A 24,785-nucleotide genomic window follows, 5' to 3' on the forward strand; every position below is an offset into this window, starting at 1 on the left:
AAAGAAAAAAACAATAATATTTTTTATACTTTTATAATCACAAAACCGCTCTTTTTAGAACCTGTTTTACTATGCGCAATTTAAACAGGAATGGATGGGTCAAATTCATAGGAATCTCCAGTTTAGGACAACTATCGTATAATTCTAAATGGAAATATATTATCCTTGGTATATTTCTTTTAGGTAGTGTTTTCCTGATGTGGAAACATTACAAAAACAGGTCTTGGTTGAATATTTTATTATATACTTCGGGATTAACCCTTCTTCTAACCGTTTATTATTTGGATTACACACAAACCTGGTGGTTATATATTGTTGCTTTTTTGATGATTCTTAGTAATTTTCATCTACAAAAAAAACCAGTACTAGAGAATCATTAATATTTAGTGAATAGTAATCTATAAAAACATATAGTATTGTATATTTATACCAAATGTAGTGTATATGTCTTCTCAATCTCGTCTGGATCGTGCTTTTAAAAACGCTAAAGTCATACCATTTGACGATTCATCTAAGTTTATTCTTTTTAGTGATTGCCATAGAGGAGATAATAGTTTTGCGGATGATTTTGCCAATAATCGTAACATTTATTACCATGCAATACAACACTATTATGATCAAGGATTTACATATTGTGAAATTGGTGATGGTGATGAATTGTGGGAAAATCTCCATTTCGAAACAATTCTAAAAGCGCATAAAAACGTTTATGAATTACTTCAAAAATTTTACCTAGATAACAGACTAGAAATGATTTGGGGAAATCATGATATGGTATATCGTGATCCAAAATATGTAAAAAAACATTTGAGCACTTATTTTGATCCAAAAATCGATAAAGATGTCCCATTATTTCCTGATATACAATATCACGAAGCTATTGTTCTAAAACATCAAAATACAGGGCAAGGGATTTTTCTTTTACACGGTCACCAGGCAGATTTCATGAATTACGTAGGATGGAGAATCAATAGGTTTTTAGTACGAGTGTTATGGAAACCGCTCCAAGTTGTGGGTATCGCTGATCCTACAAGTCCTGCTAAAAATTATAAAGAAACGATCAAGGTAGAACGAAGAATAAAAAAATGGATTGCTAATCATAAGAATCAATTTACTATTATTGGTCATACCCATCGTCCTCGTTTTCCTGAAGCTGGAGAATTAGCACTGTTTAATGATGGTAGTTGTGTACATCCAAGATCTATTACTGGAATCGAAATCGAACATGGAAATATCACATTGATTAAATGGCAAATTGCTACCTCAGGAGATGGTACATTAAAAATTATTAGAGTTCCTCTAGAAGGTCCTCAAAAACTAACTGACTTCATAACGGAATAATTGTATTGTACGCTGGTATGAAAAGTATTCATATACCTTATTTAAATAAAATAAGAGTACAATGGGTATTATAAACATCGAAAGTACGAGTATCTTCAAGATTGATTATTTTAAAAATCTCTTACCACACCCTTTTGGTCATAAAAAAACATATGCTCAAGAAAAGGGTTCTTCTTGAGCATATATTATGACTTATAGTGATATGATAAACTATCTTACTCTATATTTATTACTTCTTCAATCTGAGGAGCATATTTTTTAATTGTCATTTCTACTCCCGATTTTAGTGTCATTTGGTTTACACTACAACCTACACAAGCTCCTTCTAATTGAACTTTGACCTTCTTATCATTCTCAATTCCCACCAATGAAATATTACCTCCATCACTCTCTAAGAAAGGACGAATCTCATCTAGCGCTTTTTCTACATTAATTCTTAATTCTTCAGAAGTCATTTTCTATTTTTTTATAGCAGAACATCCCGCCATTGTTGTTATTTTAATTGCTTCAGTAGGTGGTAAGTTCTCGTTTCTATCCACTACCTGCTGAACTACATTTCTTGTTAATTCTTCAAAAGCTTTTTCTATAGGCGTTGCTGTTTGTAATGCTGCAGGTCGACCTACATCTCCAGCTTCTCTAATACTCTGTACCAGCGGTATTTCTCCTAAAAACGGTACATCAATATCTTCTGCAAGGTATTTTGCACCTTCTTTCCCAAAGATATAATATTTATTGTTAGGAAGTTCTTCTGGAGTAAAATATGCCATGTTTTCAATAATCCCTAATACAGGAACACTAATACTATCCTGCTGAAACATTGCTACTCCTTTTCTAGCATCAGCTAATGCAACATTCTGAGGCGTACTTACTACTACAGCTCCCGTAATTGGCAATGATTGCATAATTGATAAATGAATATCTCCTGTTCCTGGCGGTAAATCGAGTAATAAGAAATCTAATTCTCCCCAAGCCGCATCAAAAATCATTTGGTTTAATGCTTTTGCCGCCATAGGTCCTCTCCATACAACAGCTTGATTAGGTTGTGTAAAAAAACCTATAGATAAAATCTTAACACCATAATTTTCTACGGGTTTCATTTTAGATTTATCTCCTACTCTAACAGATAATGGTTTTTCTCGTTCTACATCAAACATAATCGGAGCAGAAGGACCATAAATATCTGCATCTAATAACCCTACACTAAAACCCATTTTGGCAAGAGTAACTGCCAAATTAGATGTTACCGTAGATTTACCTACTCCTCCTTTTCCAGAAGCTACAGCAATAATATTTTTAATACCAGGAATTGGTTTTCCTTTAATCACATTTTTTTCGGGTTGTTTAGGGGCAGGAGCATCAACCTTTATATTCACTTTTACTTTTGCCTTTTCATATACCTTTTCATGAATTACTTTCATAACATCTACTTCTGCTCTCTTTTTGATATGCAAAGCAGGTGTTGACAGCTCTAAATCCACTATTACTTCATCTCCAAACGTGATCACATTTTTTACAGCACCACTCTCTACCATATTCTTTCCTTCTCCAGCAACAGTGATCGTTTCCAGCGCTTTTAATATATCTGATTTTTCTAACTTCATGCGTATTGTTTCTTTTTCTAACAATGAATCAATCTAGAATGATTCTAAGCGCAAAGATAGGTCGAAAAGTTAAGATTATAAAACCTATAAATCATTTCAATTTATAGCTGTATTGAGATTGTTAATACAATGTATATCTACAAAACGGTATAATTTGTGATGATGATGAATTTCTAAAATAAATCAATACTTAATGATGAAACAAACAATTTTTACTTTGTCCTTATTTCTTACAATATCTTCTTTAAGTTTCAGTCAAGGAAAACTGGAAAAAGCTGAAAAAGGATTATCTAAACGCAATAGTTCCAGTTCATCAATATCAAGTTCCAGAGGTTCTGGGAGTTCTTCTTTTAACGATGATCCACTTTGGGGTGATCTCATAATGGTTTTTGTCGAGATTGGTTTATATGCTACCTATTATGGTTTAATTGAAAGTCCCGCCGAGCAAGAAAATAGTGCCAGCAGTGCTTTTATAACCAAATATCCTTATTACAATACTAACAAAGGTAATTATGCATATGATTGGGGTGGAGACACTAATCTAACCAGAATTACTCTAAGCAATCGATTTATTGCAGAAAACAAAGAGCTTTATGGCAATCACCTGAATATAGATTTTAGATTCTTACGTAGAGTTAGTATAGAAGCTGATTACTTGCAACTATGGGAGAATAATACTTTTTTTGGTAATAACTCTTTAGCGACGTTTACATTTTTAGCTAAGTATCATAGAGTTCGTACAGAAAGATTTAATGCTTATTGGGGTATCGGTGCAACCTACGTTGGCGGAAGTGTAGAAGAATTAGGTTTTACATATGGTATCGGGGCAGAATACTTTTTTGCAAAACCATTAAGCATTGAAGTAAATTATAATCAAACTATTATTAATACTCGATCTTCTGATAAACTAAATGCCTTATTAAATTATCACCTCAATCGATTTAGAGTAACGGGAGGATATGAGTATTTAAGAATAGGAGGAATTGACTTTTCTACTTTTTCTGCAGGTATAGGTATTTTTATTTGAATCAAGGCAAGACATAAAAGAAACTACTCTAGTTATAATTCCTTCGTTGGATCCCAGAATAATTTTTCAAAATCTTGTATTTGATTCTCAATCACCTCAACACCTTCATTTTCTAACAATTGTTGCATTAAATTTGTACCATCAAAATGATGCTTCCCTGTTAAAATTCCTTTTCTGTTTACAACACGATGTGCAGGAACATCTTCTTGTTTTCCAGATGCATTCATTGCCCATCCTACCATTCTTGCACTACGAGCAGCTCCTAAATACTTTGCAATAGCACCATAAGAGGTAATCCTTCCATATGGAATTAGCTTTGCTACTTCGTATACTCTATCAAAAAAATTTTCATTAGCACTATTATCCTTCATCCCAGGTATAAATAATTCTTGTTAAGGTTATAATTACTAAAATCAACATTAATATTCCCATAAAATAGTTAGAATACTTAGTTATGGATGCTGTTTTTTTCTCTATTTTAAGAAAAGAAAGCACATAAAAATATAGAGTTACGAAAGTTCCTGCACCAGCAGCAACACCAAACGTAACAATTCTTAATGCATCATATTCTATTTTACCACTAACACTCATGGCTGCAGCAATTGTACAGAAATAAGGAATTGGTAACACATTGATTACAGACATCATAGCTCCTTTAAAAAGGCTACGTGAACCTGCATGCTTATATACTTTGATTTTAGTTCTTCTCTGTTTTGCCTTTACAAAAAAGTAAATGGCCATTAGAAAAAATATAACAGCTCCTGTTCTAAGTAAAATATTTTTCACAAAAGGGTTGAAAAAAATATACTTAGCAAGTAAAATCGCAAATAATGCTTGTACAAAAACAACTACTGAGGCTCCTATGGCAACCAAAACACCATTTTTCTTTCCTCTCTCCAGACAAGTCTTAGCCACTGTCATGTTGATCAATCCAGGTGGAATTACACCAACTAAAGACGCAAAAAAAGTAACCAAAAAGAGTTTAGTAGTTTCCAAATCGAAGATGGTAATTAATTGATTTTAAACTGGATGTAAGTTATAGGTTTATTTTCTTCCAAATATTGTTTTTCATAAAAAGTTTGAATAGAAATCACCTCATCAGGTGATCCTTCTTGATGATACACATTATGGTTTGCATACAACACTTCATGTCCTTCTCCCTGTAATAATCCTAATGTATATCCATGCATAAATTCACTATCCGTTTTAAGATGCATTAATCCATCAGGTTTAAGAACTTTCTTATAACGTTGCAAGAATTCATGATTGGTCATTCTATGTTTAGTACGTTTATATTTTATTTGTGGATCTGGAAAGGTAATCCATATCTCATCTATTTCATTAGTTTCAAAAATATGATCCACTAATTCAATCTGAGTTCTTATAAAACCTACATTAGTCATTTTTTCTTCAATAGCTGTTTTAGCTCCACGCCAGAAACGAGCTCCTTTAATATCGATTCCAATAAAGTTCTTCTCAGGGTATTTTTTTGCTAATCCTACTGTATACTCGCCCTTACCACATCCTAATTCTAGTACAATTGGATTTTGGTTCTTAAAGAACTTCTCTCTCCATTTTCCTTTATACCCCAAAGAATTATTTAAGACCTCTTCTCTTGTAGGTTCTACTACATTTTGAAAGGTTTTGTTCTCATTAAAACGCTTTAATTTATTCTTGCTTCCCACCTTTTTCTATGCTATATCTATTTGACTCCTTAATTGGTTTTATGTTACATTTAGATGTTAGATTCTTCCTTTATTCAAACACTTTTCAACAGTTGTTCCCTCTATCTGAAAATACAATTTCACTAACCTAAACATAATTTTTTGGTAAAATTAAGGAAATATATACACAGAAGAATACTATTAATTTTAAAATATAAAGAATCCGCGGGGATCTTTCTATTTATTAAAACTAATTGATTGTGAGTAAAAAAGTATTGATAGCACCACTAAATTGGGGGTTGGGTCATGCCACTCGATGTATCCCAATAATCAACGCTCTAAAAGATCAAGATTATGAACCAGTAATAGCATCTGATGGAGCGGCTCTTGCTCTTTTAAAAAAAGAATTTCCCGATTTAAAAACCGAAGAACTTCCTTCATACAATATTGAGTATGCTAAGAAAGGAAGGGATTTTAGGCTTAAAATGTTCCTGAAAAGTCCTAAAATTGCTCATACAATCTCTGCTGAAAAAAAAGTTACCAAACGTATTATAGAATCTGATGATTTTTATGGAATCATCTCTGATAATAGAATGGGTGTACGACATAAAAGTATTCCATCTGTTTTTATAACCCATCAACTTATGGTTCTAAGTGGAAAAACAACATCAATTAGCACAAAAATCCACAAAAAATATATAAAAAAATTCGATGTCTGTTGGGTACCAGACATGGCTGGTGATCCAAACTTAAGTGGAGAACTGGGGCATCCTAAAAGAAGTAATATTCCTGTTACTTATTTGGGACCATTAAGTAGGTTTAATTACCAAAACTTACCCAAACAATATGATATTATGGTATTACTTTCTGGTCCTGAACCGCAAAGAACCATGTTAGAAAAAAAGCTTTTTCAAGAATTCGAACGAAGTGATAAAAAAATAGTATTTGTTAGAGGTGTTATTGAAAACACTCAGAAAACATATAGAAAAAACAATATAATCGTTCACAATTACCTTACAGGAAAAGCATTAGAAGACACTATTAATAGTAGCAATATTATCATTTCGAGATCTGGGTATACTACGGTAATGGATCTTGCCAAATTAAAGAAAAAAGCTTTTTTTATACCCACTCCAGGACAATTTGAACAAGAATATCTGGCAAAACGTCTAACTAATAAAAAACTTGTTCCAAGTTGTAATCAGAATGAATTTACTTTAAAGAAGTTATATGATCTTAATAATTACAAAGGACTAAACAGCTTTAGTACTGACATCGACTACGGGGAACTTTTTCACTTTTTCCAAAGTAAATGAAAATTCGCTTCCCACACGATAATCACTTTCTACATAGATACGTTCGTGATGTGCTTCTATAATATGTTTTACAATAGCTAACCCAAGACCAGAACCTCCTTCTTTACGAGATCCACTCTTGTCCACACGATAAAAGCGTTCAAACAATCTAGGTATATGTGCCTGAGCAATCCCTTCTCCATTATCTGTAACTCTAACAATTACCTTATTACGAATTAAATTTTCGATACTTACCTCTGTTGTACCGTCTTCTTTTCCGTACTTGATAGAATTAACTACCAAATTAGATAGTACTTGCTGAATTCTTTCTTTGTCTGCGTGCACCAATATTGGATCTTGATAATTCATATCAAAAGTTAATGCAATATTCTTTTTTGAGGCTTTCATCTCAAATAGATCAAAAACGCTTTGCACCAATTCGATAATATCAAAATTGGTATAGTTAATATTTAGATCACCTACTTCTAGTTTGGTTATCATATCCAGATCATTAACAATATAAATCAGCCGTTCTACTCCTTTATTAGCGCGATTCAGGTATTTTTCAAGAATTGCAGGGTCATTCATCGCTCCGTCAAGAAGGGTTAATACATATCCTTGTACAGTAAACAACGGAGTTTTTAGCTCATGAGAAACGTTACCCATAAACTCCTTACGATAATCCTCTCTAATTTTTAGAGTTTCTATTTCAGTTTTTCTTTTCTGGGCAAACTTTTCTACCTCCTTGATCAATGTTCGCATATCGGTTGTAACTGGACTTTCTCCAATAGTATCTACATCCAACATTTCGATATCATCATATATTTTTCGAACTCTACGATAAATAAATTTCTGAACCCGATATTGGATTATTAGAAAAGATACTGCATAACACAGAATAACAAAACCAATTACAAATAGAAAATTCAATTGATTTTGAACATATAAAAAAACGCTCAATAAGAGCGCAAGTATTAACGATATGTATAAAGATGATAAGTATGCAAACCTATACGATCTCTTAAAATTTTCTGCCATTATATCACAAACTTATAACCAACTCCTTTTATGGTTTTAAAACTATCATCTCCAAGTTTTTCTCTTAACTTTCGGATATGAACATCAATAGTACGCCCACCAACAATTACTTCATTACCCCAAACTTTATCAAGAATATCCTCTCTTTTAAAGACTTTACCTGGTTTTGATGCTAATAAAGATAATAATTCAAACTCTTTTCTTGGCAATACAATTTCTTTTTTATCCTTTATAATCTTATACTCTTCTCTATTAATAACAAGGTTTCCAATTTTTACAACATTATCAGAAGCGTCATCCTCTTTTAATCTACGTAGTAATGCTTTTACTTTACTAACCAATACTTTGGGTCTAATAGGTTTAGTAATATAATCATCGGCTCCAGCATCAAAACCTGCTACCTGAGAGTAATCCTCACCACGAGCTGTCAAAAAGGTAATAATTGTATTTTCTAAGTCTGGTACTTTACGTATTTGTTCACATGCTTCAATACCATCCATCTCTGGCATCATGACATCCAAAATAATTAACTGTGGTTTTTTCTTTTTAGCAATTTTAACTGCTTCAATACCATTTTCTGCTGTTAGGACATTGTAGCCTTCTGCCGTTAGATTATAGCCAACAATTTCTAAAATATCTGGCTCATCATCTACTAGTAAAATCGTAATATCTTTTTTATTCATTTGTTTATTGAATTACATCTCTTATGTAAATATACCATGTTACTGTGAAAGTTCCTTCGACTATAAAGCTAGGAAACAATAAACTAACATAAAAATCTTATAAGGATAACATTTACTTAACGTTACCTTTAATATCAATCAAAAAAAAGCTGAATATAAAAATATTCAGCTTTTAACATATCTCCCAAAAAAGAGTTTATTATTTATTATCCTTATACGTTTCTAACAAGTTCATTGTTGCCGTAATCAAGTCTTTAGTTTCTAATAATAACCCAAAATATAAGGTGGTATTCTTAGGACTACTTTCTTCTGTTCTGGTTCTTGCAACTTGCTTATCAATCTTCTCATTTACCTTATTGAACAATTCTTGTTTTTCATTAAGAATAGCATCTATCTGATCAAAATCTCTATCACTAAATGCTCCTTTAATTTGTCCAAACAATTCATTCAATTGTTCCTCGATTTCTTTAAGGTCTTTGATTTGATTAAATCGAAGTTTCTTATGATTGTTATTAACATGTTTATGACTAGCTTTAGAAATATATGCTAATGATTGAGACATATCCTGTAAATACCCTAAGATATTGATATAAAAATTACTTGCACCCACACTGGATTCATCCAAATTCTTAATAAAATAAAAGATATTATCTCTTAAATCTTCTACCTCTGCATCCAGTTTAGCAATTCCTTTTTTACTTTTCTTTAATGCAGCTAAATCGTACTTTATTAAACTCTCTATTGTACTTGTATAGATCTTCGTTCCTCTATTTACAAAAGATTTGATATTATCTGCACTCTCTTCGATTACTCCTTGAACAGAGCTACTTTCAGAACTCTTAAGACTATCTTCTGCTTTATCTGCTTTTACCTTTTTTCTATAACTTATTGTGTTTCTTGCTAGGAGTAATACTGCTACAAGCAATAATACAGCTACCATTGGAGCACCACCAAGGTTAATTAAAAATGCCACTGTTCCTGCTGCAATAAATGCACTGATTGCGGTCATAAACCATCCACCAATTACATTTAATACTCCAGCCACACGATATACTGCACTTTCTGTTCCCCAAGCTCTATCTGCTAATGACGTACCCATAGCTACCATAAAAGTTACATAAGTTGTAGAAAGTGGTAATCCCATAGAGGTAGCAATAGAAATCAGAATTCCTGCAACCACAAGATTAACCGCAGCTCTTATCATATCAAATGCTGGCATCTCATAGGTCTTATCTTTTGGTAATTCTATTACAGGCTTGGTGAATCTTTTTTCAATAAAATCCATTGCAGGTTTTGGTGTAATCGCAGCAAGTCCTTGCGATATCAATACCGTTCCTCTAACGACTCCTCTCGATAAAAAGTTAGGCTTAAAACGTTCTTTAGCTTCTCCTTCTCTGGAAAGATTGATTTCTGTATCAGCAACATATCTTGCTTTTTTAGAGAACCATAAGGTTAATACCATAATTGCTCCCGCTGCAAACAATAAGAATACTGGTGTTTCACTCTTCTTAGCTAAACCATCCATAGCAAACTCTGCTGCAGGAATACCAGAAGTTATCCAAGCTTCATAAGATTGCCATCCAGCAATCGGAACTCCAATAAAGTTTACTAAATCATTACCAGAAAATGCCAATGCCAATCCAAAAGTTCCAACGATAATAATTAGTTTATAAATATTTACCTTGAAGAAATTAATGATTACATAAGACAATACTGACCAGAATACGAAACCTGCAGCTACAATCTGGAATACATATGTTTCTAAGAATCCTCTTAGAGTCATTTTAATTGTACCTGCATCTCCATCTATTTTAAATAGATTTTTTTGATCTTTAGCCAATTCTTTTACTGTCTCATAAGAAGTGCCAAAATAATCTTTTGCAGCATCTAACAATCCTTCAGGACCTCCACTATATATAACATCAACAATCGCTTTAGCATAAGCAGTTCCTTTAATTCCTTTCATAAAAATGAAATACAACAATGCTGTTAAAGCAACACCTCCAAATAAAGCACCAACCCATTTGGCTTTCTTCTCAAAATTATATGATAATAATAGACGAGTAACGAATTGGACAATGGCTCCTACCGAAAAGGCAATCACTACCGAGAGCAGAATACCACTGATAATTTTTTTCGCAGTCTTTGTATTGATATAGTTCTCTAAGTCTGCAAAGGTTTGCCCTTGATCTGCACCTATTTTAATTAATGCAACACATACAGCGGCTCCTAAAAGATTAAATACAATAGATACCGTTGTAGAAGTAGGCATACCCAAGGTATTAAAAAAGTCGAGGAGGAGTATATCAGTTATCATCACCGCCATAAAGATGATCATGATCTCATCAAAATAAAACTCACCAGGATTAAATATCCCTTTTCGTGCTACTTCCATCAACCCACTTGAGAAAATAGCTCCTGCCGCGATACCAATACTGGCAACAATCATAATTGTTCTAAAAGACACTGCTTTAGAACCAATCGCAGAATTCAAGAAGTTAACTGCATCATTACTAACTCCTACTACAAGATCCGCAATTGCTAAGACAGCAAGTGCAACCACCATTAATAAATAAATAGTATTCGTATCCATTATTTTTTTGTTTTAAAGTGCAAATATTAAAATCAATTCCCAGTCCAATGTTACCAAACTGTTATGTATCTGTCTATTGTCTAGAAATGTATATCAAATTGTAATCTATACATTAATCCACTAGCTTCTCCTGCTTCTGTAGTATAACTAATATCTGACTGAACTTTTAGATTATGTCCAGCAACATATTTAGAAATCCCTAAAGTATATTGTTGCTCTAAGTCTCTTCCAACTACAGCATCATAATTAAGATTCGTATATCTTCCTGCAATTTCCCAATTATTTTTGAATAAATAACCAGCTTGCAGGTTTAAAGCATTTCCTACCTGAACAATATCTCCTGTAGGTGTTCCATCCTCTTCTACTGCAATAGCTTCATCTGCATCCCTATCTGCGAACTCTCCCATAAAAGAAAAGCCTTTATATTTAAACACTGCATCTACAAATATGGTAGAGATATTAGTCTCATAAAAACCTGTACTCGTAACCATATAGGATCCTTGGTTACTTCTATTTTTAACCGCATCAGCATTAAAATCATACGTTGCAGCAAGCATTAACTTAGGAGTTTGTTCTCTCTTAAGATCTCCTCCTTTATAATCTCCTTTACTTTGAAACTTTCCAAAAGGTAATAATTCTACTCTACCAGTATATTGATGACCTCCTAAGTTTCCAGAAGTTATATTTCTTCCTTCACCTTGTGAAATTGCAAATGCTTCTCTAACAAGAAATTTTTCAGACAGTTTAAAATGATGTCTTAATTGTAATCCCATATCACGATCAATATTAAATCTACTGTTTAATCTTGAACGATCTACTAATTGTAAATTTGCAGAAGAAATAACACGCTCTACGTTACCAGGAAGCTTAGTTTGTCCTGCCCAAAGCGTAAAGTTTTTATAAAAATTCCACTTGATAACTGCATCAAGAATATATCGAGGAGCATTATTAGTAAATTCTGAAGCTCCAGATATATCTCTGTTAGATAAACCAAGTTCTATTTTATATTTAAGTTTTGGACTATAGGCAAAACCATCAAACTTTAAACGTGCTCTTCTTACTAAAAATGAAGTTTCGGGTTTGCTATAGTCTCCATCATTGATACCCCATTCTGATGTACCAAGTAATTGGAATCTTGTTGCAAATCTCATGCTCCAAGAGCTATCTTTAGCAATTACATTAAGAATGCCTTTTCCGAATTTTGTTTCAGTAGTTTCTTGGGCATTTGTATAACAAAGCGTAAAAAAGAATAACGCTACAAGAGTAATCTTTAATTTCATAATTCAGTATTAATTTTTGTCGCTGCAAAGAACCAATACCAATGTTAAGTTAGTGTTAACTTAATGTTTTATAATGATTATTTTAAAAAGACCTTTTTTTTGAGTACTTATGCAAGGGCAAAAAAAGGCTGATCTATTAAGATCAGCCCATGTATTTCAAAAATCTAAAGTCGACAAAAACTAATACGATTTTTTGAAATTACAGTATGTCTTGCGACTCGCCAAAAATATTTTTTTTGGCGAGTTTTTATGTTACCTCAACTTTAAGCTATTGTTAAAAATGTTTTTAGATCAAGTGTAACAAATACCCTAAAACAGCACCTCCAAGTACAATATACATTACATTTATTTTTTTAAGTCCAAAAATTAGGACACAACTTATAAGTGCAATAAGTACTGATCTCCAACCTACTAATGTATCTACACTCATTGCGTATAACACAGATAACATTATAGCTACTGCCGCAATATTAACTGAATCTAAGAAATAACTTAACACTTTAGATTTTCTCATTTTGGGAATAAGAGGATTGAGTAATAATACAAAAAGAAAAGAAGGAAGAAAGATTCCTATTGTTGCAGCAAGTGCACCCCAAAACCCTCCTAATTGGTATCCTATAAAAGTTGCTGTAGATAATACTGGACCAGGTGTAAATTGACCAACAGCAATAGCATCTATTAATTCTGGCCTTGTTAGCCATCCTTTGGTTACTAGTTCTGCATCAAGATAAGCAAACAATACATAACCACTACCATATAATATAGCACCAACCTTAAGAAAAGTCCAAAACACCTTAAACGATGACAGTTTAATAAGAGAAGCTGATGATATGTTTAAAAGAAAGAAAGGAGCGATAGATTTTGTAGTAATAAATTTGGATTTAGAACAGAAATATATAACCCCTAATACTCCAGCACTCAACAATGCCATAACCTCATTTACACCCAATAAACTAATAATCAAAACTAAAGCACCAATAATACCAATCTCCCAACTCTTTAAAGCTTTTTTACCCAACTTTAAAATAGCTGAAGCAATAATTGCCAATACAGCAGGTTTAATCCCTAGAATAAAAGGAGATACTTCTGGCAATTGACCATATGAAGTATAAAACCATGCTAAAACTCCAGTAATAATCACGGCGGGGAAAACAAAACAGATTCCAGCAACAAACAAGCCTGCAATTCCTGCGCGCTCATGACCACAATGCATGGTCATCTCGGTAGAATTCGGCCCAGGAATAAGATTCGTAGCTCCAATAAGATCTAAAAAATACTGTCGATCCATCCATTTTCTCTTATGAACTACCTCTTCTTCCATCATAGCTATATGAGCAGCTGGCCCGCCAAAAGCAAAGCAACCCAACTTAAAAAAAACTGTAGTCACTTCTATAAGTTTCTTTTTTTACTCATGTATATAACATTCTTGTATTAACCTTCTCTCTATAATTAAGTGGTCAAAAATATAAATATTACTGACAATTAATTCTCAAATTAAAGACGATTTACACTTAAAAAATATCTTTTCACAACTTCTTTGTCAAAATCAAACTACTTAAGATCAGTGTTTTAAATAATTAATGTTAACTTAATGTTATGTATATGTTGCATAAATGTAAAATAAATATTACTTTTATAGTATTAAGTCGACATCCTCAAATAACAGTAAATAATTAAAGAACATGAAAAAGATACTTTTAGCAATTGCCATAGTATTTTCTGCAACTATGACAGCTCAGGATGTAAAACCTACTTTTGAAAAACAAGGAGATGTAATAAAAGGAACTTTCTTTTATGATAATGGAGAAATTCGTCAACAAGGTTTTTATAAAGATGGTAAATTACATGGAGAATGGAAAGCATATAATGCAACAGGTAAAAAAATAGCCATGGGACAATATCATAACGGAGTAAAAACTGGAAAGTGGTTTTTTTGGAACGATAATAAGTTATCAGAAGTAAACTATTCTGATAATCAAATTGCAGATGTTACTACCTGGTCAGATAAAAATAATGTGGTAGTTAATTTAAATAGAAATTAAATTTAACACTATAAATGTATTATCAAAGCGTTCATTAAATGAACGCTTTTTTATTTTATCAAAACTTATTTTAGATTTCTATTGTCATCTAAGAATTATTTTATTCTTACAAAAACACTTCAATTTTCCTGATTTAATATTTAGGTAATATTCTAAAAAAAGCAGGATATCTCTTTATAATCAATATGTTTCTTCATTTAAGGTCAAAAAAAACTCTTCCTGAAAAGAATTCAACCGTAAATAACTTAACAATTAAGAAACATTATAATCACTCTTATTTAATTTTTCAATAACGCACAGGTAACAATAGCTATCGTTATTTGCACCGAATTTAGAATACGTTATGAGAAAAATTGTAATTCTCTGTGCACTATTCGTTGTTGGAATAGTTAGTGCGCAGGAAACTGGCTCAATAGCTGGTACTTTGCTTGATAAAGAAGCAAATAATCAACCTTTACCCTTTGCTAATGTATTAATCAAAGGAACTACTAAAGGAACAACTACTGATTTTGATGGGTTATACACTATCGAAAACTTAGAACCAGGAACTTATACTGTAGAGTTTAGTTTTGTAGGATATGAAACTTTAGACAAAGAAGCAGTAGTAGTTGCTAATCAAACCACCACTATAAATACAGCTTTAGGAGCAAGTGCTGCTGCATTAGATGAGGTTATTATTAAGACTACAGTCAAAAAAGAATCCGAAGCTGCCATTCTACTTGAGCAGAAAAACGCTGTCACTATTCAGCAAAAGATTGGTGCACAAGAACTTTCTAAAAAAGGAGTAAGTGATGTAGCAACTGGTTTGACCAAAGCTACTGGTATTTCTAAACAAAGTGACAAATTATATGTTCGTGGTTTGGGAGATCGTTACAATAATGCATACCTTAATGGGTTGCCGATTCCTTCTTTAAATCCAAAATTAAAATTAATTGATTTAGGGATTTTCCCAACAGATATTGTAGAAAACTTAGGGATTTTTAAAACATATTCTCCCAATATCTATGGTGATTTTGCTGGAGCAAGTGTAAATATTGATACAAAGGATCGTCCAGGAAAAGGATTTTTAGAGATCGGTTTCAGTTCTGGAGTAAACACCAATGCTATTGCAAATGACTTCTTTTTATTAAATGGAGGTCAGTATGACCAATGGGGTATTGACGACGGATCTAGAAGAGTTCCTGTCTTTTTAGATATTCCTAATTACAATTATAACAGTACAGAGATTGATTATTTTCCTTTTGACACATCTTTTAATCCACAAAAAAGATTTAATGGTCCAGATGGTGGACTTAGTATTACGGGAGGAAAGACTTTTACGTTTGGAGAAGATAATCCCCACAAAATAGATTTTCTTTTTACAGGATCATTTAGCCAAGGCCATGAGACAGCATTAGATGGCGTAGAAGCTGCCTATAACTCACAAGGAGAATCAACTGTTGGGATTGGCTTTTTTGAAGATGTAGATCGTTATAGATATAAAACTAACACCACAGTACTTAGTAGTTTAGGATATCGTTGGAATAGTAATAACAAGATTCTTTCTACGACTTTATACGTAAATGATACACAAGATGAATTGAGGGAATTAAGAGGGAGAAGTAGCGAAGATACTGATGTATTTATTAGAATCAGAAGAGGTACTTATGAGCAGAACAACTTGTTTACACAACAACTTACTGGAGACCATAAGTTTAATGAAGGTAAATATTCTCTAGGTTGGGGAGTTGCTTATAATAAAGCACAAGGTTTGATTCCAGACAGACGTCAATTAATTTTTACAGAAGCTTCTAACGGAAATCTAATTCTTGGTGATGCAACTAGTCCAGATTTTGCAAATAACCAACGTTTCTATCAAGAATTAAACGAAAATGACTATTCCCTCAACATAGATTTCGACATTAACTTTGGCAAAGATGAAGATGACAACTTCAAAAACAAAGTTACTATCGGTACGTTCTTTAGAAGTAAAGACAGAGAGTTTGAAGCAAATCAGTTAAACTACAATCTAAACAATCTTAATAATCTTAATGTTGATTTTAACAATCCTGATGCGTTACTAAATGAAGAAAACTTTCTTGCTGGGGAGTATATCGTATTAGAAAACTTAAATTCTACTCGTATTTACGAGGCTGACTTTACTAACTTCGGAGGATATGCTAATCTTCAATATGCACTGGGAGAAAAATTAATTTTTAATGGAGGTATAAGGGCAGAAATATTTGAGCAAAACATTTTCTTTAGACTTCAGCAAGATTTAGAAACCAGTCCTTTTAGAAATAGTGTATTAGAGGAAACGTTTATTTTACCTAGTATTAGCTTGAAATATTCACTAAATGAAAAATCTAATCTAAGATTTGCAGCTAGTAAGACAGTTACTCTACCGAAATTCACTGAGGTAGCTCCTTTCTTAGATGAAGATGTAACAGAAGCTACTGTAGGTAACCCACAGTTAAAGAACTCGGATAACTATAATGCCGATATTAAATGGGAATATTTTCCAGAGCAATCAGGAGAATTATTAAGTGCTACGATATTCGGTAAGTATATAGATAAGCCTATTGAAAAAATAGGTCTAGCTTCTGCATCCAACTTTAACTCCTTTGGAAACACCTCTAGTGCTACTGTGTTTGGTTTAGAGCTAGAATACAGGAAGAACCTTGGAAACCTTTTTAAATTAGAAGAAACAGCTTGGAACGATCTTAATTTTGGAGTGAATACTACAATTATGTATTCTAAAGTAAAAATAGATGAAGATCTTCAGATCAATGGAGTAAACATTGCTCCTACTAATAACGAACGTCAACTACAAGGAGCATCTCCATTCTTAATAAATGCAGATATAGCATATAGCAAAGAGATAAACAACCATAAAATTACTTCGGCATTAGATTTCAACATTTTCGGAGATAGAATATATGCTGCTGGAAGTAATGGTCGAGGAGACATCTTCGAAAAAGGATACGGAACTTTGAATTTTAACTTTAAAGATCAAATCGGGAAACATATAGAAATCAGCTTTAAAGCTAAAAATTTATTGAATCCTTCTATATCAAGATTTCAGGATCAGGAAAATTTAAACCAAGATTTGACAACTTATAGATTTGACAACGGTATCAACTTTAGTCTTGGAGTAACATTTAAACTTTAAAAAAATACGAACACAATTAATATTAAAAATGAAAACTAAAAATTTATTTACTGGAATATTATTTGGTACAGCTTTGTTGTTCTCTGCTTGTACTATACAAGAAGACAACATTGGTGATGTAATTATTAACCAAGGTGGTGATGGAAGTACTTCTGGAACTATAGTTCTTGAAGGTCAAATTACTTCTGACTTAACATTAAACGCTAGTGAAACATATGAACTAAGAGGTGGTGTATCTGTTGTTGACGGAGTTACTTTAACTATAGATGCAGGAACCAGAATCATAGCTGGTGATGTAGGTGGTGTATTCTCTTACTTAGCAATTGAGCAAGGTGCTACAATAATGGCAGAAGGAACTGCAAGTCAACCAATTGTATTTACATCGAACAAATCTACTCCAAATCCTGGAGACTGGGGTGGATTATTACTTGCTGGAAGAGCGCCTATCAATAGAGGAACTACAGCAACTACAGAAGTTGCAAACCTTACATATGGTGGAACTGACGCTGCAGATAGCTCAGGAATCTTACGTTATGTACGTTTAGAATATACTGGTGGAAAAATCAATGACGATGCAGAATATAATGGTCTTTCTCTATATGGTGTAGGTAATGGAACTACCATAGAATATATCCAAGCATTTAACGGAAATGATGATGGAATTGAGTTCTTTGGAGGAACTGTAAATCTAAAATATGCAATTGTAACAGGTGCAGGAGATGATTCATATGACTGGACAGATGGATGGGTAGGAAATGGTCAATTCTGGATTGCTCAGCAAACTTCTGCTGCAGGTGATAAAGGTATAGAAGCAGATAACTTTTCTGATAATCCAGGTGCAGCTCCTTTTTCTAATCCAACATTATCTAACATCACACTAATTGGAGCTGAAGATGGCGATGGTGAGAATAAGGGTATTGAGTTTAGAGCAGGTACTAAAGTATCTATGTACAACACTATTATCAAAGCATTCCCAGGAAAAGGAATCGAAGTAGATGATGACCAAACTTTAGTAAATCTAAACAACAATGAAGTAATTGTAAGAAATTCAATTATTGATAACGTAAATTCTTTTGATCTGGATCATGGAGGTGTTGCTACAGTAGATTTAGCCGATTTTGCAACGTTTAACAACTTTACTGTTGACGGTTCTGGTGCTCCATTTAATACTATGGGTACAGCAATTCCTAGTGGATTTGTAATCAATGGTGTTAGAGGTTCATATGAGTATACAACCGCAGTAGACGGAGTAGACAACTTTGACCCTTCTACACTAAACTCTTTCTTTACTGCTGCTAACTACGCTGGAGCATTACAAGATAGTGATACCTGGACAGATGGATGGGCAAGATTGTAGTATATACAACTAAATGAGAAAAAGCACCTTGATCTACAAGGTGCTTTTTTTATCTGAAACCTTATTTTACCTCTTAATAAAACATGTTTTGATGTTACACGGTCACTTAACTTTTAGATAATATTATTTAAAATAAATGACACAACAACCTAATGCTTAGATTATAGACTTATATAATTAAAAAGACTAACAAACAACAACTTATATATTTTATTAAGTATAAAAGAATACTGCACCTTTTGATTAAACAAAATAAAACCTTGCTAATTATCAAAAAAAATTACAGTTACTTAATCCAAGAATAATACTAGGTTAAAACAAATAAGTCATAAAGTCCTGTTATTTGTGATCAGATTAAATACTTACAAACTACTTTTCAAAACATCTCATTATCAATCCGTTTTTTATTAAATGAGTTAGCCGATTGATATAAAAATACGTGTTCGTAGAAGGCCGAAAAATCATTATTATCCAACAACAATAATGTTTATATTCGGTCTTCTCTTTTTTAGCTCAATCCATACTCTTTTGTTTTTTAACACTTTAATCATTGTAAAAAGATCATATTCTTAAAAAACTTAGTAAGTTTCAAAAAAAATCAATTGTGATACACTTCCAATTTTACTTTAATGTTAAGTGATATTTTTGAACTTTTATTGATTTAACTTACGGTTAATGTTTTCGTGATATTTAACAAAAACTGCATTTCTCATTTACAGATTAAGTTTGAGATTATTTTCTTAACTCGAAATAAACCTCAAACCATTGAATACATTTATTTTATCATCAAAAACAAATGATAAAAACCTCCTTTTATCGTACTTATTGATAACAAAAATCTACTACTCCTTTCATCACAATCCCTTAAAGTAAGCATAATAATAGGATAAGATTTCTTACTGTAAAACCGTATTTATTTGTATCAGAATTTTACGAATACGAAATGAAAAAACTTTTTACAGCAATTGCACTGTTTTATCTCGGATTAAATTTTGCACAAGAAACTGGCTCAATCGCTGGAACACTTCTAGATAAAGAAGTAAACAATCAACCACTACCTTTTGCTAACATTGTCATTGTAGGGACCAGTACAGGAACTTCAACAGATTTTGACGGAAAATACGAAATGACGAATATTCCGATCGGAACCTATACATTAGAATTCAGTTTTACGGGATACGAAACCCTACGTATTCCTAATGTAATCGTGGAATCTGATAAGGTCACAGTAATTGATACAGGATTAGGTGCTACTGCCGCAGAATTGGGAGAAGTCTTTATTAAAGTCCAAACGAGTAAAGAAAGAGAACAAGCATTATTACTAGAACAAAGAAAAGCTGTCGTTGTTAAAGAAAGTATTGGAGCAGAACAACTTACTAAACTAGGAGTATCTAATGCCGCTGGAGCTACTACCAAAATATCTGGAGTTTCTAAAACCGAAGGATCAGGAGATGTTTATGTACGAGGTTTAGGAGACAGATACTTAACAACTACCCTAAACGGTTTACCAGTTCCATCTGATGATATAGAACGTAAAAACATTGGATTAGATTTGTTTTCTACCAGATTGATACAAAACGTAGCTATTAGCAAAACGTTTTCTTCTAATCTATCTTCGGATGCAGCATCTGGTAATATTGATATTGTAACAAAAGATCCTACTGCCAAAAGAACAATCTCTGCAAATGTCAGTGCTGGAGTAAACACAAATGTTATTAAAAATGATGTCTTTGATAATTTTAAAGTATCGCCTAACAATGATGATGTTACCTTAGGATATTATAATGGAGAAGGTGCTTCAGAAGCTGCATTAACCAATCAAAGTTGGTCTCCAGAAACAGTAAGCACACCTATAAATAGGAATGTCGCTATAACTTTTGGAAAAAGGTTTGGGGAAAAAATTAAATTCTTAGCTACAGCTGGTCAATCTACGTCTTTTGAGTATAGAGATGGTATATTCAGACAATTCCGATCTAATTTTATTGATGATACAATTCCAGATGCTATTCAATGGAATAAAAAAATCACAACCTCTGCATTGGTGAATACAGAGTATAAAATTAATGAAGATAACAAGGTTAAATTTACAATTCTTCATATTAATAAAATTACAGAGCAGGTTTTCGAAGGAGGTAGAGCAGGAACAGCAACCATTTTTGAGGAAACAGATCAAATGGAAATTGCCCCTGATGGAAATGTGTTTTTCCAATTTATCAGAGATCAAAATATAAAGAAAACACAATTAAATATTGCTCAATTACATGGTACTCATGATTTCTCCGAAAAAAACAAACTAGATTGGTCTATAGGGTATAATAATGTGATTGCTGATGAGCCAAATCGTATCCGAAACGAAGTGAATTTTACTGAAGACAGCTTTGTTCAATTTGGACGTACTGGTGGTTTTCAACAACGTAAATCTACACAGGAGATTACAGATAACGAATTTAATGGAAAAATCAACGATCTATATAAAATCGTAGATACCGAAAATAAAACATTTAATATTTCAGCTGGAGTTAATTACAGAAATAAAACCAGAGATTTTAGTTCCCAATTCTTTGGACTAGAAGAAGACTTTACGAATGCAGTAAATCCTATATCTATAGATGCATTGTCCGAAGCGATTATAGTAAATAACGGTTTAAATCCTCTGTTAGACATCAATATTCTTGAAGAAGATTCTTATGAAGGTTCTTTACAATCTTTAGCTGGATATGTAAATTTCACGGGGCGAATTGGAAAATTATCTGCAGAAGCAGGAGTTAGATATCAAAAAGACAATATTGATGTTGATTTTGATGTAAATAACTTTCCAGGAAGACTAGGAAGTGCTGACAAAGAATACAATCGTTTATACCCTTCATTAAATCTTAAGTACGCAGTAAACGAAAAGTTTAGCGTACGTATTGCTAACAGTATTACAACCACGCTACCAGAGTTTAAAGAAATTGCTCCTTTTGAATATGTATCACCTACTGGTCAAGTAACACGAGGTAATCCAAACTTAGAAGCATCTTTAGATTTTAATTATGACCTAAAATTCGAATACTTTCCTACGCCAGATCAATTATTCTCACTTACTGGGTTTCACAAAAATATTGAAGATCCAATCAATAAGGTACAAGATAGAGGTTCTGCAGGTGTATTCTCTTATTTTAATTCAGGAGACGAAGCTAACATTTACGGTTTAGAAGTTGAAGGAAGAATAAATCTTCTTAAAACAGGTGACTCATTACCTGATTTACGTTTAAACTTTAATGTTTCTAGAATGTGGCATACACAGGATTTAAAAGAAATAAGAGATGATCAAGGAAACCTTATAAGAACCTTTAGATATAATAATTTAACTGAAGTAGGTCTTCAAGGAGCATCAGACTGGATTGTAAACGCTTCTTTAAACTTTAACACTAAACAAGAGTTCCCTTTTGAAGCTACTGTTTCTGCAAACTATGCATCTGATAGAGTATTTGCTTTAGGAGCACCTGAAATACAGAGTGCTGGTGATCAATTCTATAATGATGCTATTATCGAAAAAGGGTTCGTAACACTAGATCTTATATTAAGTAAAAAATTAAATGATCATATGAAAATTGGATTATCTGGCAAGAATTTAATCAACCCAGATATTCAAAGAACTCAATTGGTAAAACCAAGTACGACAGGTATTCAAACAGAAGAAACAGTTCGTTCTTACACAAATGGCAGACAAATAAGTCTAAACTTCAGTTATAATTTTTAAACTTTAAATTTCAAAGCAATGATTAATCAAATTAGAAAATTCACAACATTTATTGTTGTATTCAGTTTAGTTTTAGTTACCAGTTGTGGTAGCGATGATGATGGAGGACCAATAACCCCAACAACTAATGACACTCTTGTAGGAAATCTTGAAGAAGATTTAACTCTTGACGCCACTGTAGGTTATAAACTTACAGGTACATACACTGTAAAAAGTGGAAACAAATTAACGATCCCAGCAGGAACTGTAATTACTGCTACTCCTGGCACATCTACATATATTGCTGTAGAGCAAGGTGCTCAGATTGAAATCAATGGTACTGCAAGTTTACCAGTTATTATGACCTCTTCTGCTACTACTTCTGGTGACTGGGGTGGATTGGTAATTGCTGGCGAAGCAACTACTACAGAAGGAATCGACGCCATCGCAGAAGTTGGCGGTATCGTTTATGGTGGAACTAATGATACCGATAATTCTGGTAGCATCAATTACTTAATCATTAATTACGCTGGTGCACAGATCAATTCTGAATCTCAGTTTAATGGTCTTACGTTATATGCTGTAGGTTCTGCCACATCTATTTCTAACGTAGCAATGCTTAATGGTACGGATGATGGAGTCGAATTCTTTGGTGGTACAGTTTCTGCCAGTAATTTCTATTTTGAAAACAACGAAGATGATTCTGTAGACTGGACAGAAGGGTGGAATGGTACATTAACCAACGCTTATGTTCTTCATACTATTAGTGGTTTCTCTACCGCTGTCGAAGCTGATGGAGTAAATGGTAACCCCAAACTTGTTAACTTTACTGCTGTATCTAATACTGGTGGTACTGCGTTACAGTTCAAAAAAGAATCTGGTGCAACGATCACGGGTCTTTCTTTAACTGGTTATGATACTTCTCTAGATTTTAAAGACGATGGAGCTCTTTCTAACGTACAAATTGAAGGTGCTGATTCTGATCCTCTTTTAAATTATACAGTACCTGCAACTGTAGATGTTACCATGTTTGACTGGGTGAACTCTAACCAAACTGGTAATGCTACTTTATTACAAGGAACTATTTCTGGAACAGTAACACTTGATGCTTCAGTAAGTTATACATTAAATTCTTCTTACATTGTTCAAGATGGCGGGAAATTAGTGATCCCTGCAGGAACAAAAATTACTGCAAGAGCTGGTGGAACTGGTGTTTACATTGCTGTATTAAAAGGTGGTGAAATCGAAGTAAACGGTACTGCTGCTGAGCCAGTTGTAATCGCTTCTGCTGACGGAAACCCAAGCGATTGGGGTGGATTAGTAATCTGTGGAAATGCTACTACTACTGAAGGTATTGATGCTGTTGCAGAGATCGGTGGATTTATCTACGGAGGGAACACTGACAATGACAATTCTGGATCGGTTACTTACCTAGTTTTAAGAGGAACTGGAGCGCAAATCAACTCTGAATCTCAGTACAACGGGCTTTCTTTATATGCAGTTGGTTCTGGTACAACTATTGAGAATATCGCAGTATATGATGGTGCAGATGATGGTGTTGAGTTCTTCGGTGGTACAGTAAACGCTACAAACGTGTATGTTGAAAACACTCAAGATGATGCTATTGACTGGACTGAAGGATGGAATGGTACGCTTACTAACACATACGTATCTCATACCGCAGCTGGATTCTCTACTGCTGTTGAAGCCGATGGAATTAATGGAAATCCAACTATTGTTAATTTTACTGCTATCTCTACTCAAGGAGGTACTGCATTACAGTTCAAAAAAGAATCTGGTGCTACAATGACTAACGTATTATTAACTGACTATACTACTAACGTAGATATGAAAGATGACGGTTCTGTAGCTAATGTAATTGTTGATAGCACTCCATTAACTGCTGTTACTGATGATGTATTCAATGCTACTGCACTTGATATCTCTGGATGGTCTTGGAGAAATGCAGGTTTATAATCTCTGATTACTACA

19 protein-coding genes are annotated in these 24,785 nt (G+C 33.1%); 9 read left to right on the plus strand and 10 right to left on the minus strand.

The features are described 5' to 3' along the window. The first annotated feature begins 71 nt into the window (after nucleotides 1-71). Both QBK95_RS10155 and QBK95_RS10160 read left to right on the plus strand, forming a co-directional pair. Complete coding sequence (locus QBK95_RS10155) at nucleotides 72-380, plus strand: hypothetical protein (protein ID WP_280933248.1); 309 nt, start codon at nucleotides 72-74, stop codon at nucleotides 378-380. 64 nt (nucleotides 381-444) lie between these two features. Further along, nucleotides 445-1,341, plus strand: coding sequence for a metallophosphoesterase family protein (locus tag QBK95_RS10160; protein WP_280933249.1), 897 nt, complete (start codon nucleotides 445-447; stop codon nucleotides 1,339-1,341). Between the two features lie 215 nt (nucleotides 1,342-1,556). Here the strand turns inward: QBK95_RS10160 and QBK95_RS10165 are convergent, their stop codons facing one another. Then, nucleotides 1,557-1,796, minus strand: coding sequence for a NifU family protein (locus QBK95_RS10165; RefSeq protein WP_280933251.1), 240 nt, complete (start codon nucleotides 1,794-1,796; stop codon nucleotides 1,557-1,559). Nucleotides 1,797-1,799: 3 nt separating this feature from the next. Next, complete coding sequence (locus QBK95_RS10170; RefSeq protein ID WP_280933253.1) at nucleotides 1,800-2,942, minus strand: Mrp/NBP35 family ATP-binding protein; 1,143 nt, start codon at nucleotides 2,940-2,942, stop codon at nucleotides 1,800-1,802. Between the two features lie 193 nt (nucleotides 2,943-3,135). Here QBK95_RS10170 and QBK95_RS10175 point away from each other — a divergent pair, with 193 nt between their 5' ends. Further along, complete coding sequence (locus QBK95_RS10175; protein ID WP_280933255.1) at nucleotides 3,136-3,969, plus strand: outer membrane beta-barrel protein; 834 nt, start codon at nucleotides 3,136-3,138, stop codon at nucleotides 3,967-3,969. 32 nt (nucleotides 3,970-4,001) lie between these two features. On the opposite strand, the gene QBK95_RS10180 is transcribed toward QBK95_RS10175, so the two are convergent. Genes QBK95_RS10180 through trmB form a run of 3 tightly spaced genes read right to left on the minus strand, consistent with a single transcriptional unit; the run spans nucleotide 4,002 to nucleotide 5,654 of the window. After that, complete coding sequence (locus tag QBK95_RS10180; protein ID WP_280933257.1) at nucleotides 4,002-4,340, minus strand: MGMT family protein; 339 nt, start codon at nucleotides 4,338-4,340, stop codon at nucleotides 4,002-4,004. Continuing rightward, nucleotides 4,330-4,965, minus strand: a complete 636-nt coding sequence (locus tag QBK95_RS10185) for a LysE family translocator (protein WP_280933259.1) — start codon at nucleotides 4,963-4,965, stop codon at nucleotides 4,330-4,332. Before QBK95_RS10185 ends, QBK95_RS10180 begins: the two co-directional genes overlap by 11 nt. 14 nt (nucleotides 4,966-4,979) lie before the next feature. Then, the gene (trmB, locus tag QBK95_RS10190) at nucleotides 4,980-5,654 is read right to left on the minus strand and encodes a tRNA (guanosine(46)-N7)-methyltransferase TrmB (RefSeq protein WP_280933261.1); all 675 of its coding nucleotides are present in this window, start codon (nucleotides 5,652-5,654) and stop codon (nucleotides 4,980-4,982) included. A gap of 239 nt (nucleotides 5,655-5,893) precedes the next feature. Between trmB and QBK95_RS10195 the strand changes: the two genes are divergently transcribed. Further along, a complete protein-coding gene (locus QBK95_RS10195) occupies nucleotides 5,894-6,949 on the plus strand; it encodes a glycosyltransferase (RefSeq protein ID WP_348637333.1) in 1,056 nt (351 codons plus the stop codon). On the opposite strand, the gene QBK95_RS10200 is transcribed toward QBK95_RS10195, so the two are convergent. From QBK95_RS10200 to chrA, 5 genes are all read right to left on the minus strand, one after another. Beyond that, nucleotides 6,887-7,966, minus strand: coding sequence for a sensor histidine kinase (locus QBK95_RS10200; RefSeq protein ID WP_280933266.1), 1,080 nt, complete (start codon nucleotides 7,964-7,966; stop codon nucleotides 6,887-6,889). The two genes, QBK95_RS10195 and QBK95_RS10200, sit on opposite strands and share 63 nt — an antisense overlap. Continuing rightward, nucleotides 7,966-8,649: a response regulator transcription factor gene (locus QBK95_RS10205; protein ID WP_280933267.1), complete on the minus strand. Its 684-nt coding sequence runs from the start codon at nucleotides 8,647-8,649 to the stop codon at nucleotides 7,966-7,968. Before QBK95_RS10205 ends, QBK95_RS10200 begins: the two co-directional genes overlap by 1 nt. A gap of 199 nt (nucleotides 8,650-8,848) precedes the next feature. Next, nucleotides 8,849-11,242 carry an inorganic phosphate transporter gene (locus tag QBK95_RS10210; RefSeq protein ID WP_280933269.1) on the minus strand — a complete coding sequence of 798 codons (2,394 nt, stop codon included), beginning with the start codon at nucleotides 11,240-11,242 and terminating at the stop codon, nucleotides 8,849-8,851. A gap of 80 nt (nucleotides 11,243-11,322) precedes the next feature. Then, nucleotides 11,323-12,522: a porin gene (locus QBK95_RS10215; RefSeq protein WP_280933271.1), complete on the minus strand. Its 1,200-nt coding sequence runs from the start codon at nucleotides 12,520-12,522 to the stop codon at nucleotides 11,323-11,325. A 286-nt stretch (nucleotides 12,523-12,808) separates the two neighbouring features. Next, nucleotides 12,809-13,909: a chromate efflux transporter gene (chrA, locus tag QBK95_RS10220; protein WP_280933275.1), complete on the minus strand. Its 1,101-nt coding sequence runs from the start codon at nucleotides 13,907-13,909 to the stop codon at nucleotides 12,809-12,811. Nucleotides 13,910-14,204: 295 nt separating this feature from the next. On the opposite strand from chrA, the gene QBK95_RS10225 reads away from it, so the two are divergent. The 5 genes from QBK95_RS10225 to QBK95_RS10245 all read left to right on the plus strand — a co-directional run bounded on the left by QBK95_RS10225 (nucleotide 14,205) and on the right by QBK95_RS10245 (nucleotide 24,770). Then, complete coding sequence (locus tag QBK95_RS10225) at nucleotides 14,205-14,564, plus strand: toxin-antitoxin system YwqK family antitoxin (RefSeq protein ID WP_280933277.1); 360 nt, start codon at nucleotides 14,205-14,207, stop codon at nucleotides 14,562-14,564. Between the two features lie 343 nt (nucleotides 14,565-14,907). Beyond that, nucleotides 14,908-17,715 (plus strand): TonB-dependent receptor, encoded by a 2,808-nt coding sequence (locus QBK95_RS10230; RefSeq protein ID WP_280933279.1) that lies wholly within the window; start codon nucleotides 14,908-14,910, stop codon nucleotides 17,713-17,715. Between the two features lie 28 nt (nucleotides 17,716-17,743). Then, nucleotides 17,744-19,072 (plus strand): beta-helix domain-containing protein, encoded by a 1,329-nt coding sequence (locus QBK95_RS10235; RefSeq protein ID WP_280933281.1) that lies wholly within the window; start codon nucleotides 17,744-17,746, stop codon nucleotides 19,070-19,072. 943 nt (nucleotides 19,073-20,015) lie between these two features. Beyond that, nucleotides 20,016-22,814, plus strand: coding sequence for a TonB-dependent receptor (locus QBK95_RS10240; protein ID WP_280933283.1), 2,799 nt, complete (start codon nucleotides 20,016-20,018; stop codon nucleotides 22,812-22,814). 18 nt (nucleotides 22,815-22,832) lie between these two features. Then, the gene (locus tag QBK95_RS10245; RefSeq protein WP_280933286.1) at nucleotides 22,833-24,770 is read left to right on the plus strand and encodes a beta-helix domain-containing protein; all 1,938 of its coding nucleotides are present in this window, start codon (nucleotides 22,833-22,835) and stop codon (nucleotides 24,768-24,770) included. Nucleotides 24,771-24,785 lie beyond the last annotated feature (15 nt).

Origin of the sequence: Aquimarina mycalae, assembly GCF_029906345.1 — a bacterium.
In the GTDB taxonomy this organism is placed as follows: Bacteria; Bacteroidota; Bacteroidia; order Flavobacteriales; family Flavobacteriaceae; genus Aquimarina.

Bases quoted from the DNA above. Each gene is read 5' to 3' on its own strand.
- QBK95_RS10200 (WP_280933266.1), bottom strand. From the start codon at position 7,966: ATGGCAGAAAATTTTAAGAGATCGTATAGGTTTGCATACTTATCATCT.
- QBK95_RS10205 (WP_280933267.1), bottom strand. From the start codon at position 8,649: ATGAATAAAAAAGATATTACGATTTTACTAGTAGATGATGAGCCAGAT.
- QBK95_RS10155 (WP_280933248.1), top strand. From the start codon at position 72: ATGCGCAATTTAAACAGGAATGGATGGGTCAAATTCATAGGAATCTCC.
- QBK95_RS10235 (WP_280933281.1), top strand. From the start codon at position 17,744: ATGAAAACTAAAAATTTATTTACTGGAATATTATTTGGTACAGCTTTG.
- QBK95_RS10165 (WP_280933251.1), bottom strand. From the start codon at position 1,796: ATGACTTCTGAAGAATTAAGAATTAATGTAGAAAAAGCGCTAGATGAG.
- QBK95_RS10240 (WP_280933283.1), top strand. From the start codon at position 20,016: ATGAAAAAACTTTTTACAGCAATTGCACTGTTTTATCTCGGATTAAAT.
- QBK95_RS10225 (WP_280933277.1), top strand. From the start codon at position 14,205: ATGAAAAAGATACTTTTAGCAATTGCCATAGTATTTTCTGCAACTATG.
- QBK95_RS10170 (WP_280933253.1), bottom strand. From the start codon at position 2,942: ATGAAGTTAGAAAAATCAGATATATTAAAAGCGCTGGAAACGATCACT.
- QBK95_RS10245 (WP_280933286.1), top strand. From the start codon at position 22,833: ATGATTAATCAAATTAGAAAATTCACAACATTTATTGTTGTATTCAGT.
- QBK95_RS10230 (WP_280933279.1), top strand. From the start codon at position 14,908: ATGAGAAAAATTGTAATTCTCTGTGCACTATTCGTTGTTGGAATAGTT.
- QBK95_RS10180 (WP_280933257.1), bottom strand. From the start codon at position 4,340: ATGAAGGATAATAGTGCTAATGAAAATTTTTTTGATAGAGTATACGAA.
- QBK95_RS10215 (WP_280933271.1), bottom strand. From the start codon at position 12,522: ATGAAATTAAAGATTACTCTTGTAGCGTTATTCTTTTTTACGCTTTGT.
- QBK95_RS10175 (WP_280933255.1), top strand. From the start codon at position 3,136: ATGATGAAACAAACAATTTTTACTTTGTCCTTATTTCTTACAATATCT.
- QBK95_RS10210 (WP_280933269.1), bottom strand. From the start codon at position 11,242: ATGGATACGAATACTATTTATTTATTAATGGTGGTTGCACTTGCTGTC.
- QBK95_RS10160 (WP_280933249.1), top strand. From the start codon at position 445: ATGTCTTCTCAATCTCGTCTGGATCGTGCTTTTAAAAACGCTAAAGTC.